Here is a 20,998-nt window from a genome sequence, read left to right as displayed (position 1 = left end):
GGCTATGCAGCGCATGACTGTGTATGGCGCTAGCCGCCGGCATCCAGCGCCATGATTCTGCGCAGAGTCATGTCATGCACCAAACGCTCCGGCAACAGATCCGCAAACTTGGGCTTGGTTGCAGGCTCCCAGAAAGGCTCCGCTTGGAGCAGCCCCTGCCAGCCCCCATCGCGCTCAAGGGCCATGCGACTCAGCGCGAATTTCACGCTCCACGCGGTGACGGTGCCATAGGTGCCGCCAGCGGCCGCGATCCGGCCGGCCAGCAAGAGGTTTCCGGGCAGACCCGCATAGGTCCACCACATGTATCCGCCCTCGGCACGCTCAGAAGGATAGAGCCGGAGGGTGTCCTCCATCTCTTCCTGAAGGTCGGCGAGCTTCGCCTTTGCTCGATTGGTGAGGCCGGGCTCGGAATCCGGGTCGGCATCCTCGAGCAGGCTGCGCACCTGCTGCGAGAGCACTCGGGATGCTCCGCGCACAGGTCCAAGCCACCGGCTGCTCCCCTTCTCGTCGCTGGGCACAACATGGACCCGCGCGCGTGCCCAGTCCGAAGACACTACTCGCCACGAGCGCCCACCCAGTGCAAGGAACAGCGGCGAGTCCCGCTTCCCGGCCAGGCTGAGCGGATCGACATGACCTACGAGCACGGTACCGTTCATGGCTGCGAAGGTCTTTGGCGATTCAAACGACACGCAGAGCTCCGCCAGCCCCTTGCCGCTGAACTTTGCTTGCGCCTTCAGCCCCAGACCAAGCCGCATGCCGACTGTGACCAGCCATCCCCCTGACACCAGGTGATCCCGTATGTCTGCCCAGGCACCATCCAGCGCATGGGCCAGCCCGGGGACACCGGCGAACATGGACCGGAACTCCGCCTCGTCCACCTCTCCGCCGCGCTCAAATATCAAAGCAAACAGCTGCTGCACCAGCAGGTGATACGGGAGTGGCGGGGGCTGTACCGACTCGACGTATCGCTTGGTGAAAAGCTGGTTGATGGCCACCGCCTGCAGAAGGCCCTCATCGCTGGTGGCAATGAACATCATGTTTCGGCGGCTGCCGGCTCGCCTTCCGGTCCGCCCCAGCCGCTGCAAGAAGGACGCAACCGAACCTGGCGCTTCAATCTGGATCACCCGATCCAGGTCGCCGACGTCCAGTCCCAGCTCCAACGTACTCGTCGCCACGATGACGCAGTTCTGCCGCTCAGCAAACGCCTGCTCGGCCTGCCTGCGGATGTCAGCCGCCAACGCCGCGTGGGAGACGAACACGTCGACCTCAAGCGAGCGCAAAGCGAGCGCAAGCTCCTCTACCTTGGTCCGGCTGTCGCAGAACACCAGTCGTTTTTCACCGGCGTGTAGGCGGCTGATCAGGATGGCTGCATTCGCAATGCTGCCCGCGTAATCGATGGTGATCTCCGCATCCGCGGGAGGCGCCGACACCTGGACCAATGTGGTGGTCCCACCGGCGCGGCCTGCAAACCACTCCAGCAGCGCCGCGGGATCGCCCACCGTGGCTGACAGGCCGATGCGCTGCTCCAGCGGCGCGCCCAGCGCGCGCAGGCGCTCAAGCAACGCCAACAGATGCCATCCGCGATCGTCCCCTGCGAATGCGTGCAACTCATCGACAATCACGCAGCGCACGTTGCCAAGCAACCGTCGGTGATCTCGACGGCTGCCTATCAACATTCCTTCAAGGGACTCCGGTGTGGTCAGGAGGATGTCTGGAGGATCGCGCTCAGTCCGGGATTTTTCGCCAACGCTTACGTCACCGTGCCAGACCTCAACCCGACGTCCCACCATCCCCGCCAAGTACGACAGGCGCGGCTCCAGGTTGTTCAACAACGCCTTGATTGGACAGATGTAGAGCACGCCCGTGCCACGCCATTCTTCGGTCAACATTCGCGACAGCACAGGCAAGATCGCCGCCTCGGTCTTGCCGCTCGCCGTAGGCGCGATCAGTAGCGCATGGTGCCCCTCAACGAGCGGCACGACAGCTTGCTCCTGCAGAGGCCGCAAGCCGGGCCAGCCAAGCGAGTTCACCACGTGGTACTGGACCGCCGGGTGCAGTCGCTCAAATGCGCCAGTGCCGGCGGCATCACTGGTCACAGGTCGAGCTGGATGTCGTCAGGAGACAACGCGCGCCGCTCATCCAGGCTCAATTCGGAAGCCTGCACCATCAGCTGATAATCCCGCCGCGGATCAAAGTCCGGGAACTGGTCGATCCTGTCCAACACCTCGGCTACCAGCTTCTTCAGGAAAATCCTTGGCGCCACGCCCACCTTCCCGCCCAGTTTTCCGGTCACGGCCGCCGCCAGTTCCGCAAGCAGCGCGTCGTCCGCCAACAGCTGCAGTCGATCCGTCGCCCGGCCGCGCTGCAGGAACACACTTCTCACATTGCGCCCGACCTCGACGAGACGTGCCATGTCGAATGGCTGAAGTCGGATCTGCACCGCACGCGGATTGTCGAAGCGCTGGTCAGCGCCGAAATCGACGTGCAGTCTCTGCGCCAGCGGCGGCAAACGCTGTACACCCTGTGGGCCGTCGAAGAACGCCGGTGTTCCGGTGATCATCAGGTACAAGCCCGGGAATCGCCCCGCGTCGATTTCATCCATAAGCTGACGCAACGCGTTGAAGCTCTTTTCCCGGATGTCGCCACGTACCCGCTGGAGGGTCTCCACCTCGTCCAGCACCAGGACCAGCCCCGAGAAGCCACTGTCACGCAGGATCAACAGCAGACCCTGAAGAAACCCCAGCGCACCGAAATGATCGATATCGCCCTTGATGCCGGCGGCCCGCTTGACCGACGCCGCCACGTTCGGCTGGCCCGACATCCAGGCGATCAGCCCGCTGGCCAGCGCCTCGTCACCAGCCGCAACCGACCGACGGTAGGTTCGCAAGCAGGCACCGAATGCGGGCGCCTGACGCTCGATGGGTCGCAGCCGCTCGACCATCAGCGCTTCGGTTGCCTGAAGCAACTGCGCTTCGGAACAGTCGACCTCGCGCGCCAGCACTTCTTCTTCAAGCGCGTAGAACCAGCCATCGATGATGGATCGCATGGCCCCACGTGGGCCGCCTTCGGTCATCAGGTGCTCAACGAGCCGCCTGTAGACCGTCTCGAGGCGGTGCAGCGGTGTTTCCGCTTCCGAGATCTGCACTTCCGCTGTCGCAAAACCTTCCGCGCGCGCCAACCCCTGGAACCAGCGCGCGAAGAATGTCTTGCCCGTCCCGTAGTCGCCACGCACCGCCTTGAATCGCCCGCGCCCGGTGGCAGCCTGCTTGAGCTCGCCCAGCAAGGTGTCGCGATATGGCTCCAGGCCCACCGCGAATGCCTCCAGTGCAGACTCCGGCACGGTGCCCCGGCGCAGGGCATCGAGTATTTCGTCGGCGCGCGCAGGAGAGATCGGTGTCATAGCTGGAACTGCTTGCGCAGCAGGGCGGCGTCGAGCAGCACGGTACCGGTCGCCTGCTCAAGGGTCACGACAGGAAACCCGTCGAGGTTGAGCGTGCGCTGGAGGATGGCGACGACGCCAGGCATCCGCACGGCCGGCATCTCGATTGCGCGCGCCAGTTCGTCCACGCGCGCGCGCCCACCTCCCACCTCCAACGTGCTGACCAGGGCAGACAGACGCTGCGGTGTGAGGGCGACCCGGCCGAGGCGCGCCTGCTGATGGGCAAACACGCTGCTGTTGATGAGCGCACGGCCGAGACCAGCATCCGGCGGCGCGGCAAAGAGGTCCCCCGAGGCCTCGGAGGACTTGCGCCTACCCGTAGTAGCAGCGGGTACGGGTGCGGGCAATCGCGTCTGCGTGGCGCTGTCCTCCCACCATCCTGGGCGGACGAATGCAGCGGGCACATACCCCGCTTCGGGCAGTTCCAGACCCGGAGGCGTCCAGATGCCAAGCGGCACGACCAACTCCTGGCGTGACACCCCGCCGTGGTAGCCGTTCTTCTTGCTCGCGTAGCGAATGTCCTCGCGCCAAGGCACGACGATAGGTGCTCCGGTCAGCGCGCGGACACGTGGCCCATCGGCCAGCAGCTCTCCCTCCCCAGCAGGCCGGTCCGCCGCACGGAAGCGCTCGCCCGGAGTGCCCTGCACCAGCCTGGAATCGCGCTCCAACACATGCCCGTGGTCGCTCGTGAGGAGCACGGCCCTGCCTGCGCGGCGCGCCTGATCCAGCACCTCCGCCAGCAGCGGAATCGTCTCGATGTCCCACTCGATGCGCACCTGGTCGGACTTGGCCAGTGCGTCGTCGATCGCATTGATGACGAGCGCGACGACCTGGTTCGCCGCATCGGAAATTGCGGCCGATACGTCCGCACCCAGCTGGTGGGCCTGGTCCACGCCGGCCTTGTGGAACAGCAGCGGGGGATGACCCTCGCGGGTCACGCGCTTCAGGCCCGCGTGCGCGCCGAATGCCTGCGCTTCCTGGCGAGCCACGCCCCGCGAGATCTTTCCACTCAGCAGGCTGCTGCGGCTGTATTCAGTGACCGAGGGCACGGTGGCCAGCATGGCTGGCGGCTCGGCCCGTCGCGACCATGCTGCCCATCCGCGGCCGGCCATGGATTGTGAGATCGCCAGCGCCACATCGGCACTCATCCCGTCCAGGACTACCATCAGCACCGCGACATGCGACGCCAGCGGCACCACCACCTTGTCGAGTGCGTCCTCCACCGGCGTCAATCCAGCCGGGACCTCGCCCAAGCGGAGAGATCCGAGGAGTGATGATGCAAAGGCTTCATCCTCCACGTGCCGCGCCACGGCCACCTTGTCGAGCAGCTTCGAGACCGCCCGTGCAAACCGCTCAGGCCGGACCCCGCGCAGCGTCCTGCGGGCCCAGTCCTGCCATGCGCCGTGCCCCAGGTAATCACCCGCCGTACCGGAGGTTGCCTCCGTGCGGCTGGCGGCGAGGGAACGACACAGGCGGATCGCCATGCGCGCTGCGTCAGGACCGGGGTGGTCACGTGGCGGCGACCGGTGGGCCAGGACCTGCGCCGCTGCTGCGCCCACATCGCCAAGCGCATCGGAATTGCGAAGGAAGCGCTCGATGGTGTCGCCCAACCAATCCAGTCGCGCGTCCAACCCCGACGCCAATACGCCGCTGAGCTCAAGATGGCCGCTGGCTCCAACGTCATCCAGCAGTTCCTTGGCCATGCGCTCGACATGCACCCGCTCGGCCTCGTCCAGGCGCATCACCATGTCGCTTGCCAAGCGGGCCCATTTCCTGCCCTCCTGCGAACGCAACCTGTGACCGCCCATCCGTGATTCGAGCCGGACGCGGGCATCGCGGAGCTCCAACTCCTTGTCTGCGGTTTCGGCATACAGCACATCACAGGCCAGCCCCATGGCGGTGAGCGCGTGCCCGGTTCCGTGCTCCATCGCCGCCACGAACGCCTCGGCGAGCGGGCCGAAGCGCGCCACCAGGTACTGCCTGAGATGTGCGTGCTGTTCCTGCGGAATCGCCAGCCAACGCGCATGGCGGTGCTCACAGGCACGAGCGAAGTCTTCCAGCTCCGGCTGCTCCAGTGGCAGCCCCAACTGCGAAGCCAGAACAGTTGCCATCGCGTCTTCGAAGGTCAGCACGGGCGAAGCCAATTGCGGGACCGCAGACCTTGCCTCCAGCAGCGCCGACGGCAACCACTGTAGTGCGAACAGCCGTGGGTCGATCTGGCGCACGCCGTAGGCGTCCTGCACCAGCTGCCAGCGGTCCACGTGCAGCAGGCGATGGCGCGACAGTCGCGCGAGCACATCCTGGCCGAGCTTGTTCTCGGGCAGCCCGACCAGCAACACCTGCTCCGACCCACGCCCCGCCTCCAGGGCTTCGCGAACCTCGAGCGTCGAGCGGCAATATCTCAGCGGGAGCGTGCGACCTGCCACCTCGATCGTCTCGCCTCCAGTCCACGGCTGGGGCCAGGCGTAGGCGATCGCTTGGCCATGCATGCCGTCGTCGAGCACCTTGGCCGCGTGGCTGGCCAACTGGGAAAGCGTCAGGCTCACGCGGTGTCGCCTCCGTCTTGGACGTGGTACAGGCGACACTCGATGTCCGCGCGCAGGGTCGGATCCTCGGCCAGCGATTGCTGGATCTCGCGCATGACCTCGCTCACTCCCGCGGCGTCAGCAGAGCGCTTCGCAACGAGGCGGTCCGTCGAAGCTTTTTCGGGAGCCGGCACAGGCTTTGGCGCAGGCGGGGGCGGCACCGCCGCCATCAGTTTCAGCGCATGTCCATGCTGCCGGCTCAACTCGACTTCCAGCTGCGTGACGTGCTCGTCAGCGGCAAGTGCCGTCACCATCGCCTCGATGACGGCAGCCGCGGGCGCATCGGAGCGACCCAGACCGCGGAATGTCTCCAAGACATCCCACTGCGTCGATCGCAGCGCACTGGTCAAAGCAGTCGCCCGGGCCACCACAGCGCCCATGGCCGGAGCAGAGGTCTCCACACGGGCACCCGCCAGCACGGCCACCGTGTCAGCGCTCGGGTCGGAAAGCGCCGTCGCCAGCTCAAGCGCGGCTTCGGCCGTGCGCATGCGCGCGCACCCTGCATCCACGCCCCAGCCTGTCAGACGGCTCGCAAGCGCGCTCCTGTAGTCACGCACCGGGCCCATCTTGTCCGCAGCATGGCGGCGCAGGTTCTGGGTGAGGCTGGCCACGTTGGCGGGATTGCGCCCGGCGCCGGTGCCAGCTTCTCCAAAGATGTCCTGGGCACGACGGACGGCCTCTTTCCAGAGCGCTTCTTCCGGCAGGGCCTGCTCGCGCAGCTCGCACTCCCGGTTCAGGCTGCCGATCTCGGCCTGCACCGGCGCACCATGCAGGAACGGCGTGCGCCCGGCCTGTGCCGCCCAGGCCAGGATCACCAAATCCGAGGCGTCCTCCGGAAGACCCATCCGATGCGGCTCGTCCATCCACTGCCGCAGCTGCCTGACGGTGGGATTGGGTACGCTCTCTGCAGCCATCTTTTTGGTGAAGTGGGTGCGCCAATGCTCGCCCAGCGACAGATGGGCCTCGCCACAACTTGCCAGCTGCAAGGGCTGGACGATGCGGCGGATCTCGTCGCGCTGGGTGCGCTCCATCCCGGCACGACCGTCGCTCGAGTCAACCGCGCTTCGCAACACATCCAGCGCGCGCTTCAATCCGGGGCGACGGATCTCACCTTCGAACTTCGGATGACCGGGGTACTGGTTCTCCAGTGCCTGGTCCAGCAGATGCTCGACGCTTTCCTTGAAGCCGCCGCCCGGGGGTGGCTGCAGCCGGAGGCCATTGGCTAGCGACTGGAAGTGCTCGTCCAGTGCATGGCTCGTATGCACGTCGGTCGTGGTGCCCTGGGCGATGCCGTAGGCCTGCTTCAGCGCCGAGCGGACGCGGTGCTCCAGCTGGTCGCGCTGGCTCTTCAGCGTGGCACGGGCCTCGGCGCGTTCGATCGGCTGCAGGTGCGAACCGTATTCGTCCAGCCGCGGGCCGGACAGCACATGATTGAGGATGCCCAGACGCCCCAGGTCGTCGAGCGCCCGCTCGTTGAGGAACGATGGAATCCAGGCGACCGTCCTCACCGACTCGCCCTTCGCCCGGAACTCGTCCAGGCGGGCGCGATCGTCGGAGGGGGCGCGCGCCGGGTCCGGGTCGAACGGGTAATCGATGACCACGCGCCAGACGCCATCGCCCGGACGCAGGTTCTCGTCGGTTGCCTCACGGACGTTGTGCAGCAGCACTTCCGCGCGTCGCGGGGTTCCGCGCCACAGCCAGCTGTGTTCCGGCGCCAGCAGGGCGGTCGAGGTATCGATGCCGATCTCACCGAACAGCAGCTCCTTCACCGTGCGCACGCGGTTGCCGAAGTTGTCGATGCTGCGCGCGTTCTCCAGGACGCCCTCGATGTCCACGCCGCTCAGCTGCATGCTGATGACAGGATTGACGGCATCCGGGCTGAGCTGGATCTCACCTGCGTGGCTCGCCCAGCCGCGCACCTTGCCGAGCACCGTACTGGCCTCGCCATTGGGCAGCGGGGAGCGGACCGTGCCGTGGTTGAGTGCAGCCAGCCGCGCCGGGGTCAGGTTGCGCAGCGCCTCGACCTCGGGTGCCAGCGTGGACAACAGCAGCGTCTTGAGCAGTCCTGCATCGGCCCGGTAGCGACGAATCACCTGCGCATCGCCATGGCCATCGCGCACGTCCTGATCCGAGACGCCGTGCTCGGCCTCCAGCAGCGGCACCAGCTTGCGGTTCCACACCTCACGCGCGCGGTCGAACAGGTTCTTGATGGCTGGAGTGAACGGCTCGTCGCCATCGATGATCACATCGAACAGGTCGCCGACCGGGATCACATCGCCCAGCTTGAGCCGGCCCTTGTTCTGCACCAGCAGCTGCAGCATCAGCTTCAGCGCAGTGCGTTCGCGCTGTAGCAGGCCCGACAGCGCCACCAGCACCTGCACCAGGGCCGGGCTGAAGGGATAGACCTGCTCGAACATCCGCTTGTCGCCCTCATGGGTCAGCAGGATGTCCATCACGTCCTGGCGCACGCGGGCGGTCTGCTCGAACGCATCGCGCAGCTGCTGCTTCTCAGAGTCACCCCTGGTCTGCAACAGGCGCCGCTCGATGATCGCCGGCAAGTTGCGGTCTTCCAGCACGATCTTGTCGAACCGCGCTTCCCACCACGTCAGCACATCGGCAAAGGCCAGTTGTTCCGCGCCTGGCACCGACGCGCCAACCAGCTCGCGCAGGTCGCGCTGTCGGGCGATGAAGCTCACGATCGGGATGGGGCGCCCGGCGTCGCCGGCCTCCACCAGTTTGGCGACCTTCTGGCCTTCGCGGTTGAGGAAGGCGCTGTCCTGCGAGTGGCTGGCCAGCCAGAGGATGAGTTCGTCGAGGAACAGCACCACCGCGCGGTAACCCAGGTCACGGGCGTGCTGGGACATCACCGCCAGACCGCGGTCCAGGCTGACGTAGTTGTCGGAGTCGGCATTGCCACGCAATGAGCTGAAGAAGGCGTCCACCAGATCGCCCACCAGACGGCGATGTTCGCTGTCGTCCGGGTCGGCTGCGGCAGCGGCCTCGTAGGCCACGGCATCCCAGCCGTCGCCCATGCTGCCCCAACCATCGCCACCGCCACCACCGTCGCCGGCCAATGCCTTGAAGAAGCTGTCATCGCCCATCTGCCCGCGCAGGCGATGCGCGTTTTCGACCAGCTCGGCGCTGCGATAAAAGCCGGGCGTCGGGGCCTCCGGGTGCTTCTCGCGCACATGCGCGGCGTAGCCGCCCAGGATCGCCGACTCCATGCTGCGCGCACCGATCATATGGAACGGCACCACCAGGTAGCGGCCTCCTTCCCACCAGGCATTGGCGTCGCGAATGACACCGGCAAGCTCAGGCGTGGCGCGCGCGTCCGGGTCGCCCTCCAGAATCATGTCCAGCACGGCCATGAAGTGGCTCTTGCCGCTGCCGAAGCTGCCGTGCAGGTAGGCGCCCTTGGACGAGTTGCCATTTACCGCGCTACCGATCAGCGACAGCGCCTGCTCGAAGGATCGCACCAGCTGCGGCGTGACCACGTACTGCTTGAGCGTCTGCTTGCGCTTGTCGGCCTGCAGGCCTTCGGTAAGGCGCAGCACGAAATCGCCCTGATGGACAGCGTCCGGAATATTGAAGATGTCGCCGATCGTGGTCATTCCAGCATTTCCCCTAGTGCTTCCAGGCACATGGCCCGCATTCGTTCCGGATCGAGGTCCCGATCCTGCGGGATCCGCGCGGCATCGCGGATCCGGTCGTTCAATACCCCAAACATGTCATCCCGCGCCCGCAGCACTCGCGTGACCCAGGCTGCGTCCATTCTTGGCCGGGTGTCGTTGCGCCAGATGTCATGTAGCCGATCGAGCTCAGGCGCGAACAGTTCCAACGTATCGTGGATATACAGCAGATCCTGAGACTGCTTGCCCGGCGCGCGGTCCGTGTGGATCAGCAGCTTCTGTGCGATGAACACCACCGGGTTCGGGATCTGGATCTGCAGCGGGGGCGCCACGCCCCAGTCCTCCCCGAGGCTCACCGACCAGGGTGAAAGAAACAGCAGGTCCAGATAGCGCAGGCGCTGTGCGGTGACTCCCGCCTGCTGCTCGGTTGCCAGCGCGACGCCCTCCCGGGTGTGGGAACGGCCCACCAGCGGCGTCAGAAATTCGGCATAAAAGCCCGCCGGCGCGTCATTGCCCAGGGTGTAGCGCGAGACTGGCGGGCGGTGATCCCCGGTCAGCTGCTGCTCGAAACCCGCGTCCTGCAGCGCCGCTCGCATGTCGCCATCGAGCCGCTCGCGCTGGGCAAAGGCGACATCGGCATCCAGCGTGGCCAGCGGCTGGTACGCCTGAGGGACCGCATGCGGGTGCAGGCGGTAGAGCCGGTGGGCCCAGCCCCCCACGAACAGCAGGTGGGTATCCCAGGGCGCCAGCGCCCGCACGAGCCGTACGAATGCAGCCCGGTCATTCACGGCGCGCCCCCCAGCACGTCGGCCAGCACGCCCCGGCCCAGCATCTCTGCCTGCTCCGCGCCGCGCGAAGGATTAGCCGAGACATCCAGCCAGACCTGCAGCACGTCCGACACCAGCACCTCGCCCACCCTGACAGCGCCGCGGAACAGCGATTCGGGTGCATTGGCCTGCCTGATGATCACCTGCGGCGCCTCGCCCGGCGCAGAGGGCACAACGCCAAGCCATTCCCCGCCCTGTGGAGGCGACAGGCGTCGCACATAGACATGCGGGACCGCGCCGCTGACATGGCCCAGCTCCAGCAGGTCTGCTGCGGCGAACAGGCCGACGCAGGCCTCCAGCCGTGCAGCCAACTTGTGCAATTGCCGCGTGCCGCCGGCCGGGATCAGGTACGACATGCGCAGCTCGGGCGACGAGCGCATTGCGGCCGACTGCCAGCGACGAAACAGTTCCTCACGCCGCACCAGCCGCAGGGGGCCCCTTGCGCCATCCAGGAAACCCTCTTCCTGCAGACGCCGCAGGAATCTGGAGGCGCTCATCGGCGACACGTCGGCGGCGTGCGCCAGGTCCGACCCTGAGAAGTACTCACTCCTGGGCGCGTGCAGCAGCCGCTCCGGCAGCTCGGGCGCCAGCAGCACCTTGAGCATCCACTGGTTGAGGTCGGAAAACAGGTTGAAGGCCTTGCGTGGCTGCACGGGCTTGCCGATGCCGCGGCCGCGTGGCTCCTCCCGATCAAGTCCCTCAAGCCCGGGACCGATGAACAGGCTGCCTCCCGCCTCCGACACCAGGCCCACGGCCACGTCGGGCGCGTAGAGGCGCTGGAAGTCGACGACCTTCTGTCGCAGCGCGGGTGAAACACGGCCCACCAGCACCACGGCCAGCGGACGCATCCGCATGTCCGCGGCATAACGGCTGGCCTGGAGGATGGCTTGTGACAACAGGGCAATCACCCGGTCCGCGCGGCCTTCCGCCACGGACTTCAGCTCGACGGCGTAGCGGTGCGCATCCCGGCTGGCGACCAGATCCGGGCGGCAGTCCAGCGGTCCTTCAGGTTCGACAACCACCGACCAGCCCGCTTCCTCTAGCAAGGAGGCCAGCTGATCACCACGAGCCAGATGCGGGGATAGGGACGCTTCCATTGGCACAGTCTACCACGGCCAAGGTAGATAACATGGCCATGATATGTACCACGGCCATGATTCCTTCATCAGCTGCCTGCTCTCGCCCGCCTTCCCCGCGACGCGGCAGCAGGCCGCCACTCGGCGAGGGTCTGACGGGTCCAGCCGTGGCGGTTGAGCTGCTCGCCTAGCCAGGACTGGAAGTAGTCACCGAGTCGAACGTCGGTCTCGGCGTCGAGGGCGTTGTGCCATTGGAGCACCCAGGGGAGTTCCTCGTCGATGGCGACCAGCAGGGGCAGGAGCTGGATAGGGTCGACGCCGCTGCGCTCCTCGCCGTCGATCCAGGCTCCGGCCAAGGCGCGGACACGCTGGGCGGAATTCCACCCGGCCCATCCGTACAGCCAGTCGCCGGGAATCTGAGGGTCGGGGAGGGTGAAGCAGCGTTCCTTCGGCACGTCCAAGCCGCCACGCAGGCGCCAGTAGCTGGCCTTCAGGAAGTCGGCATTGGTGTACTTGGGCGGAGCCGGCAGTTGGCCGACCTCGTCCAGCTTGCGGCGGTCCTGTTCGGGCTTGATGCGGGCCTTCCAGTCAGCCTCGGCCTCGTCGTCGAGGCGCGGGTCTTCGGCGGCCACGGCGGCATCGATGGCGTCCTCGCGGCGCTGCTGCTCCCAGGTGTGCTCCCAATCAACGCGTTTGCGCAGGCCCGGCTCTTTGTAGCGCAGCACCTTGAGCGCGGGCACGGACTCTTCGATCAACAACTCACGCAGCAGCGCGGCCGGGTCGAAGCCGTGCTGGCCGGTGTAGAGCGCGGCAACGGCCATGAAGTCGGCGTCGCGCTCGGCCCGTGCAGCAAGTTCGCTAACGCGCTGCAAGACCGGCGCCGGCCAGTAGTCAGGGGCCTCCAGCCGGTCGAAGAGCCAGTCGCCCAAGGCGGCCTTTTCCAGCTCTTCCCAGCCGCGCCTGCTCCAGCGACGCTTGTACTCGGGCTGCTCCAGCAGGCCGATCCAGTCGTTTGATTCAATTAGGTTGATACGGCGCTCAACCAACGCGCGGTACTCAGCCGGCCAGCGGGTGGGTATTTCAGTGACCGGAGTTGAGCCATGGCGTGAGAACCACGTGCTCTCGACCTTGCCAGCTGCGATGCGGCGTGCCAGCGCGATTTCAAAGGCGCGCTCACCCAAAGCAACGCCAGGCGCGTCTCCAGCCAGGGTGGCTTTCTCATCAAGCAGCTGATATGCGTCATAACACCACCAGTCCAGCTCCTCTTGCAGCGCGACCATACGGGCGAACAGTGCATCCGCTTCTTGGCGTCGAGAGCCTAATACGTCAGTTGACAACGGTAGAAGCTCCGAGAGCCCGCCCGGAGATAACGTTTGATGCTCTCCTGCAAGTAAGTCAAGTTGACGGACCAGATCAGTCGGGCGGCGGGCAACCAATGGAAACTGTTTAAGTCTGGTTGCATTGAATGCATAGTGATTCTTCCAATCTTCATCACCCAATGCAGAGTTCCCAGCCTCTACTCGAGTTCCACCACCTTCACCCTTGTTGTGACAGTTCTGGCGGAGCCAGAACAACCCCACCGAGCAGTTCAGCAAGCCAAGCAACCCCAAGTGGTCATCTTCTGTTGCACTGGGGGGTAGCTTAATGATCGGCGCGGTGCGGTTGAACACCTTTCCACCGCGATCAATCGAGAAATGGTTGTGCGTAGCAACCTCGGCGAAGACAATCGTCATTGACGGCTGCAATCTCTCTAAGGAAACCTGGTGCCATTCCCACCAAGGACGCCCTTCCTGAAAGTACGTCTTCTTTGAGAACGTCGCTCGGTTACCCAAAGTGGTTCTTGAAGGCCAACACCAGAAAAGCGCCTCTGGAGAGCCTGAAGATAGCGGAACTAACTCCCGGTCCGAATAGGGAAAGAACGCCCATACAGTAGGCGAATTCTTCCAATCTCGGACTTCATCACCGACAGCCAATGGGCGCACCAAAGAAGGGTCAATCCCTGATCGCTCGAAATCTCTACGGCCAGCGAGCATTAGCTCGTCCGCGGCACTGATACCAAACACTCCGATGACAGTTGCCCACGACCCCAGTTTCTGAGACTGAGATTGCAGGACATCCAATACGGCCGGAGACTGCCCGCCCAGTAAGGTCCACGGATGCGTTTTTAGCCGACCACGCTCCATGTCGACGACGCTGATGTAATCGTTTGCCACACCAGGACGGTCAGTCAACTCCACAACGGAGCGCCATACGAGACCGTGCGCCGGATCACTCGGCGTGGACGGCTCTCCACTAATGCCTAACACTGCACGCACGTTGGCGGCCACTGGCGCACGATTGCGACCGAACAGAATCACTGTCGGGGTGCCGTGTCCGGGAATGTAAGCGCCGGCAGTATGAATAACGTGGGTGACGTCCTGCAGTGGGAACCAGTCTTCGATCAACTTCTTCCCAAACTCGCGCTTCATGAAACTGTCAGCAGTTATCAATCCGACGTACCCAGCCGGAATGTCACCATTTGTCAGCGCCAGCTGAAAAAAGCGCTCGGTGAAAGGCACCCCGAGCGAAAATTTTCGGTGGCAAGTCTTATAGCGCTCTCGATAAAGCTGATTGAGGGCGGTATCGCTGGCAGTAATGTAGGGGGGGTTGCCGACCACGGCGTGATAGCGCTGACCAAGGATTCGGTTGATCTCGTCGATATCCTCAGCGATATACGCGTGTGGATAGCGCTGCGAGAGATCGTCCGCGCCCAGCAAGTCGAAGCGACTTCCGTGCAGCAGTGAATCACCTGTCGTCAGGTTGAACTTCCAGCCCGGCGCCCCACGCAAGGTGGGAATACCGCTGGCCCGCATGGCTGTCACCAGCAGGCGGAAACGGGCAATGGCCACGGCGAAGGGATTGAGGTCCACACCATACACACCGGCCAGCGCCTTGATGACGCGCTCACGCGCATCCATACCCGGCGCGCTCCGCTGCCAGTGGCCGAGCAGGCGCTGGAAGGTCCCGAGCAGGAAGTGACCCGATCCGCAGGTCGGGTCGATCAGCCGGATGTCATCCAGCCCGAACGTGCCGATGGCCGGCTCCAGCGTGCGGTCGAGGATGAACTCCTCCACGAATTCCGGTGTCTGCAGCAGGGCGTAGCGCTTGCGGGCGGCTTCGGAGAGGTCCTGGTAGAGGTCGCCGAGAAAGCGCGTGTCCAGCTCTGGATCGGTGAAATCGTGGCGCAGGGCGCCGGTATCTAGATCGGTCCGCTGCCAGAACGTCAGCAAGTCTCGCGCGGCCTCATACGAGAGCGGCATGGCGAACAGCGGGTTGTGGGCGCGGCCGAACAGGCCGCTGAGCGCCGGCATCTCGGCCAGGCCGTCGAACACCGCCTCCAGGTAATGGCGCTCGTGCTCGGTAGGGCACTGGCGCACGTACTCGCTGAACGCATCCTTGGCGCGGCGCAGGGCATCGCCCGGACCGGACAGGCGCGGGGTGGGCAGCAGGCCGTTGTCTTCGCTGAAACGCACGAAGGTGCAGGCCAGCAGCCAGGCCACCGCGGACTGGGTGACCTGGAGGTCGCGCCAGATGCCGAAGGTGTCCGCGGTGCGGCCGGCATCGCGGGCGGCCTTGTATTCGGCTTCCAGGCGCGTCTTGAGGTTGGGCAGTGCCTCGATCTGCTGGCGCAGGTCCGATTCGAGCGCTTTCTGGCGGGATTGCAGGTCGGCAAGGAGCTGTTTTGCGTTGATCACCGGGTGGTTCCTGATGCTGCAGCGGCGGAGTCCGCGCGGTGGCGGTTCTCCAGCCAGGATCGGGGGAGGTGGGTCCAGTCGGCCGGAGTGATGACCGGCAAGACCACGCCGTCGAGCATGGGCGGCTGCTGGCTGTCGCCGGGCAGCAGCAGCAAACGTGCAGGCCGGGGCCGGGACTGGGCCGCGTTGCGCAGTGTCTGGATCAGGCCGGTCTGGCCGTAGCGGACCAGCAGGCCCAGGTGCTGGATCAGCAGTGGGCGATCGTCATCGAGCAGCTGGCGGGTCAGCGTGGGCATGGCGCGCTCGACCAGGGTGGTGAGGCGGCGCCAGTCGGCGCTGGACTGTGTGGCGGCGTCGGCCTGCAGCACCACGCCCCAGTCGGCCCTGATCTGCCTGACCTGGGCGCGTAGGGCTTCAATCAACAGGTGGTCCAGGCTGACCGGGGTGAGACCGTACTGCTGGCACAGCTCGGGCGCGGCATCTTCCACCCGCTTCAGCTCGGTGGTGACCAGCAACACCCGGCCGCCGGCGATCGCGCGCCGGACCGTGGCATCGAAGGCCTGCGCCTGCTGGGCGGCGGGCGAATCCGCCTCACCGGCGTGCATGGCGGTGGTAAGGCGGCGCAGCGTGCTGGTGTGGCGCGTGGCGCCCGTGCCCTGCACCGGCATGGCGTAGCCGGCGGGCAGAGCGTCGCCGGCCTCATGCCACTGCAAGGGAAACTCGATTTGTTGCAGCAGGTGGTCCAGGGCCGGGCGCCCGGGGAGGCACTCGGCCTTGGGGAAGCGGCTGTGGATGCGGCTGTGCAGCTGCTCCACGCTCAGGCGACGGGCGCCCAGCAGGGTGTTGGCGCCCAAGCGCAGGGCGCGCTCTGCCGGCAGGTTGACCGGGTACAACTCCAGGCGGCTGGACATGGCCACGGCCGGCGCGGCGGCAACGGCCAGGCGCAGGCGCCGCTCCAGCGACATCGGGGGGTCGCCAGCGGGCGCGGGGACGGCCATCAGGGCCTGCTCCACACGGCGGGGGCTGGGCAGCGGATCTTCGGCGGCGAGGGTCTTGGCTTCGGCGGCCAGCGCTTCGACGAAGGCAACGCGCTCGGACGTGGACGCCCTGGCTTCGGCCCCCTGCGGGTCGGCGGCCACGATCAGCGTGACTTCATGGCCGCGGTACAGCACGAAGCGCGCGGACTCGCGCGCGGCCTCCACTTCAAGGGTGGCCTGGATCACCGCGACTGCCAGCCGCTGCCGCTCGGTGTCGGCCGCGGTGGATCCGTGGGCGCTGAGCAGCGCGGTGGCGAGCTCACCCAGGGTGGCCACGCACTCACGACGCTGCAGGAAGGCCGTCACCTCGTCGCGCAGCGCGGTCATCCAGGCATTCTTGGCCCACTTCTCTGCGGCGCGGTCGATGGCGGCCTGGACCTGGGCGCGGCTGCTGGCGGCTGCTTCGGCCACGTCCCGCTGGCTGGGCAGGTCCAAGCCGGCGCGAGGACTGGCGTCGGCCAGGCCCAGCCAGTGGCTGACAATGCCGGCCTCGCCGTCCTCGAGCTTGACCCTTTCCAGCGACTCGACCAGGCGGTCGATGCTCGAGACGCCGGGTTGCTCATCGGGCAGGTCCGGGGCCGCGGCTTGGCCGAGGCGAGCCGCCAGCTCCTCGCGGACCTGCCGCAGGCGGCGGGTGATCTGCTGGCCAATACCGCGGTTGCGGTAGAAGCGGATGCCGGGCAGCGCCAGCAGCTGGCCGACATTGGTGGCGCCGATGCGATCGGCGGCATTCAGCTCACGCGCACTCAGGCCGAGCACGGACAGTGGCGTGTCGCGCGACAGGTTTTCCACGCGGGAGAAATCCAGCGTGGTGCTGCTGTCGCTGTCCTCGTCCAGCGTGGTCTGGTCGATGTGGCGGAAGAGGTTCTTCCAGGCCAGATACATGTCGTCGGCGTTGTCGAAACGCTTCTTGCTGTCGCGATGCAGCGCGCGGCGGAAGAAGTCGGCCAGGCCGTCACGGATGGAGGCGTCGAACTTTTCGACATCCAGGCCGACGTCTTCAGCGGTGCTGGCCGGGTCCTGCCCGGCCGTGCCCCATGTCGGCAGCGTGCCGGTCGCCATCTCGTGCAGGGTCATGGCCGCGGCAAAGCGCTCGGCGTGCAGATCCCATCGCGCGGGCCGGCGCAGGCTGAGGAACGGGTCGAGATACGGTGGGGTGCCGGCGCGGATATTGTCCGCCGGCGCACGGGCCAGCGAAAAGTCGAACAGCTTGAGGGTCAGCGCGCGCTTGCGGGTCTCGCCTAGGCCGATGTTCTCGGGCTTGATGTCGCGGTGGTTGATGCCTTCTCGCTCAAGGTGCACGACCACGCCGAGCAGTTCGTCACCAAAGCGCTCGAGCAGGTCCAGCGACAGTGGCCCCTGCTCGCGCAGGCGCTGGCCCATGGTCTTGTCGCCGGCCTGCTCGATGAAGATCGCGGCGAGGCCATCGATCTCGTGGAGCCCCAGCGCCTTGACGATATTGGGATGCGGCACCTCCCGCAGGGTCTCGTACTCCTGGCGCAGGCGCTCGTTGAACGAGGGGTCCTTGGCGACCTTGAGCACGCCCTGCTGGCCTTGGGGGTCTTCCACTGCCAGCGCGTGGCAGGTGGAGCCGGCCCCGAGGCGACGCAGCACCTGGAAGCCGCCGGTGAGACGGTCGCCCTGGCGCGCATCGGCCGGGCTGGCACCGCGCTCCGGCTCGGGTGCGGTGAGTTCTTCTTCGACGTCGTCGAGCATGCGCAGGAACTCGCGCACGTCGGACGGTCGGTCGGCGGGATTGGGATCGGTGGCGACCTGCACCAAGAGCTGCAGACTGTCCGGCGCGCCATCCAGCACCTCCGAAATCATCAGGCCCGGGCCGCTGCGGACCTTGTCGAGCATCTCCTCCACGGTCGCGGCCGGATGCTGGCCACTGAACAAGGCGTAGGTAAGCGCGCCAAGCGAGAACATGTCGATCGCCACGGCGTCGTAGCCGTGGCCGGCCACGACTTCCGGGGCGACATAGACCGCCGAGCGAGGGTTGTCGATGACGCCGGCCTGCTGTCCCAGATGCATGGTCATGCGGGTGCCGGCAGTGGTGTCCTGGCCGGCGATGCCGCTCTGCCAGTCGCGCAGCACCGGGCGATGACGATCTCCGGCAGCGCGGTGCAGCTCAATGGTCCAGGGACTCAGGGCCCGATGGTGGACGTTGCGGCTGTGCGCATAGGCCACGCTTTCGGCAATGGCGCGGATGAGGTCGAGACGTTCGCTGATGCCTGGGGACGTGTCAGCGGCGTCAAGCAGGTGATCAAGGCGCTGCGCCTCGGGATCGAAGTCATAGACCAGTGCCGGCCCAACGTCGCTTTCCGTGAGCTGGCGCGGGCTCAGGATGCCGTCGTGGCGGATGTCGCGCAGCAATTCGTACTCGCGGGTGGCGATGTCCTTGCGCTCGCGCTTCTCCGACTCCGCGGCGCGCTGCGCGTGGGGGAAGATGCGGATCCGCTTGAGGTCGGTGCCTACGCGCTGGTGCTTGGCCTCCCAGTCCTGGTAGCGATCGTTCTCGGCAATCAGGCCAGTCAGGAGGTAGTCACCCACGGTGGCCGCGCGCGTGCGCTTGCGCAGTCCGAGCTGTTCCATCGCACGGGCCAACGCCCGCTCCGCGTCGCGGCTGACGCCGGGGCGGCCTTCGGACTCGGTCGCCCTGCCCTGGATGACATCCACGATGCTGTGCTGGCCACGGTGGCGGGCATCGGGGCGCAGATGGATGTGCTGGGCAGCGATTTCATCCAGTGCCACTTCGCACTGCGGCGACGACAGGAAGACCACGGCCTGGATATAGGGAACCTGCCCCTTGCGGAAGGCCTGTTGGTGGCCAAGCAGCGACTTGAGCTTCTTCGCCTTGCGATTGGCCAGCAATAGCGGATTTTCCTCGTACCGCTCGCGGCCGCTGGGCGAGCGGATCAGCCAGCTGTTCTGGTTGCCGCTGATGCGGCCGGACCAGTGCTTGATCTCGACCAGGTAGATGCGGTCACTGGAGACGATCAGCGCATCGATCTCGTTGATGCTGCCGTCGTCGGCGATGAACTCGAAGTTCGACCAGGCGCAGAAAGGCGGCGTTTCCGGAAGCTGCGCGCGCAGCAGGTCCAAGGCCTCCTGCTCGTGCGCATGGCCTGACGGATGTACTACGTGCCAGCGGCTACCCCCCGTTACCACTCCGCTTCACCTTGATTCGTCATACTTTTATGCATCGAGCGCGCAGGAAATTGCTGATGCGGGTGTACGGAAATAGTAGCAGAGGGCTCAGCCGCCTCCGCGGGGGTCGAATGCACTCGCCCGGTTTCAGGCGGCGGTGGGAGCCTCAGTCCGCTGCGGGAGATACGGCAAGTAGGCGCGCGTCAGGATCTCGGACAGGAATTCACCGTCGTCCGAGGTGATCTCCATGCCGCGCAGCACCGGCGGCCAGAGGTTGAGCGCGTTGGCCTGCTCGACGTAGCGGTTGATCGCCGCCTTCTTCTTCATGGTTGCAGCGATCCCCAGTGCTTCCCTCAACAGGCGACCGGATTCGGGGCCTGCGCGGTAGACAGCCGCTTTGAAGGCCTGGTCGTACCACTCGAGGCCGTCCTCCCACCGGCCTTGCCAGATCGCCAGGCGCGCGCGACACCATCGGACCATCCATTCCGTGGCCCAGGGCGCTGCTGCGCTCGCTGCGCGCTGTTCGAACAAGGGCAACAGCTCCGTTGCATGAGTTCTGGCGGATTCATCCCAGGGATGATCAAACGCGAGCCGCGCAAAGGTGCCGAGCCCAAGCTCACTCAGCTGCTCCCATTCGGTCGCCTGTTGGACGATCGCCCCGTGGACGGCTGTTCCGAAGTCGAACTCCGGCGCACCAAGCGGCAGCAGACGCCGGATCTCCGTCGCAAAGTCCACACCTGGCGGTACAGCGGCCAGGATGTACTCGAGTGCCCGTGCGATACGTATCGCTCTGACCAGATAGAGAGGCAAGTCGTGCCCCCCGGAGCTCGACCGCTTGCCCAGACTGCGTGATACGGAAAGCAATAGTTGCCCCATATCCGGCACATGCTTGCCAGACAGCCAGTCGCGCGCTTTGTCCGGCTCCCGGCTTCCTGGCTCCGCCGTCCGCTGGAAGGCTGCAAGCACGTCAGGGTTCGAAGCGCCTTGTCGCCAGAGATGTTCTTCCAGCACCACCCGTAGAGGGCTCACCCGCGGGGCTCCTGGTCCGATTGCCAGAGGTTCTGCAAGCAGAAGTTCTGGCGCCGGAATGAAGCCGGCATTCGAGGCTTCCAGCATGAAGTCAGCGACGCAGCGAGGGAAGTAACCCTGAATCAGCAGTGGCATCAGCTGCCCTCGCTCCAGCGCGTCAGCAGACACTTTCCCCAACAGCTTCGCGTAATTCATCCGGTACCCTCGAATGAACTCAGCCAGGAAGACTCCGAGCGTCGGATCGCCCAGGTCACTCAAGCGCTTTTCGACCAAAGCTTCGACCAGCTTGTTGAACAATTCCGAATCGAAATCACCCACGGTAGCCATGCGGTCCAGTCGCTTGACGTGGCCAGGTTCCGCTCTCACACGTAGATCAAACGCGGCGATCACGAATCGCAGTGCCTCGCCGAGCGTCGGATAGGCGGCGTACGCCAGCTTGCGGGTCATCGCGACATTCTCCTGACCTGTGCTCTGAAGTTCGCCCGCGTTCGA

General features: G+C 65.9%; 9 protein-coding genes. All 9 read right to left on the bottom strand.

Annotation, left to right across the window (positions count from 1 at the left end; genetic code table 11):
* Window positions 1-29: 29 nt before the first annotated feature.
* Window positions 30-2,096, bottom strand: a complete 2,067-nt coding sequence (locus tag JGR64_RS00520) for a DEAD/DEAH box helicase (RefSeq protein ID WP_199374486.1) — start codon at window positions 2,094-2,096, stop codon at window positions 30-32.
* Complete coding sequence (gene brxD, locus JGR64_RS00515; protein WP_199374484.1) at window positions 2,093-3,400, bottom strand: BREX system ATP-binding protein BrxD; 1,308 nt, start codon at window positions 3,398-3,400, stop codon at window positions 2,093-2,095. The genes JGR64_RS00520 and brxD overlap by 4 nt, the downstream gene beginning before the upstream one ends.
* Complete coding sequence (gene pglZ / locus JGR64_RS00510; protein ID WP_199374482.1) at window positions 3,397-5,985, bottom strand: BREX-2 system phosphatase PglZ; 2,589 nt, start codon at window positions 5,983-5,985, stop codon at window positions 3,397-3,399. Before pglZ ends, brxD begins: the two co-directional genes overlap by 4 nt.
* Window positions 5,982-9,635 carry a hypothetical protein gene (locus JGR64_RS00505; RefSeq protein WP_199374480.1) on the bottom strand — a complete coding sequence of 1,218 codons (3,654 nt, stop codon included), beginning with the start codon at window positions 9,633-9,635 and terminating at the stop codon, window positions 5,982-5,984. Before JGR64_RS00505 ends, pglZ begins: the two co-directional genes overlap by 4 nt.
* On the bottom strand, window positions 9,632-10,441 hold the full coding sequence (locus tag JGR64_RS00500) for a GSU2403 family nucleotidyltransferase fold protein (protein WP_199374478.1): 810 nt from the start codon (window positions 10,439-10,441) through the stop codon (window positions 9,632-9,634). Before JGR64_RS00500 ends, JGR64_RS00505 begins: the two co-directional genes overlap by 4 nt.
* A complete protein-coding gene (locus tag JGR64_RS00495; protein WP_199374476.1) occupies window positions 10,438-11,577 on the bottom strand; it encodes a hypothetical protein in 1,140 nt (379 codons plus the stop codon). Before JGR64_RS00495 ends, JGR64_RS00500 begins: the two co-directional genes overlap by 4 nt.
* A gap of 68 nt (window positions 11,578-11,645) precedes the next feature.
* A complete protein-coding gene (pglX, locus tag JGR64_RS00490; RefSeq protein ID WP_199374474.1) occupies window positions 11,646-15,290 on the bottom strand; it encodes a BREX-2 system adenine-specific DNA-methyltransferase PglX in 3,645 nt (1,214 codons plus the stop codon).
* Complete coding sequence (pglW, locus tag JGR64_RS00485) at window positions 15,287-19,498, bottom strand: BREX system serine/threonine kinase PglW (RefSeq protein WP_199374472.1); 4,212 nt, start codon at window positions 19,496-19,498, stop codon at window positions 15,287-15,289. Before pglW ends, pglX begins: the two co-directional genes overlap by 4 nt.
* Before the next feature lie 126 nt (window positions 19,499-19,624).
* On the bottom strand, window positions 19,625-20,953 hold the full coding sequence (locus tag JGR64_RS00480) for a hypothetical protein (protein WP_199374470.1): 1,329 nt from the start codon (window positions 20,951-20,953) through the stop codon (window positions 19,625-19,627).
* Window positions 20,954-20,998: the final 45 nt, after the last annotated feature.

This window comes from Luteimonas sp. MC1572 (assembly GCF_016615815.1).
In the GTDB taxonomy this organism is placed as follows: domain Bacteria; phylum Pseudomonadota; class Gammaproteobacteria; order Xanthomonadales; family Xanthomonadaceae; genus Luteimonas.
The sequence above is the reverse complement of the archived record's forward strand: the minus strand, read 5'-3'. Positions and strand labels throughout refer to the sequence as shown.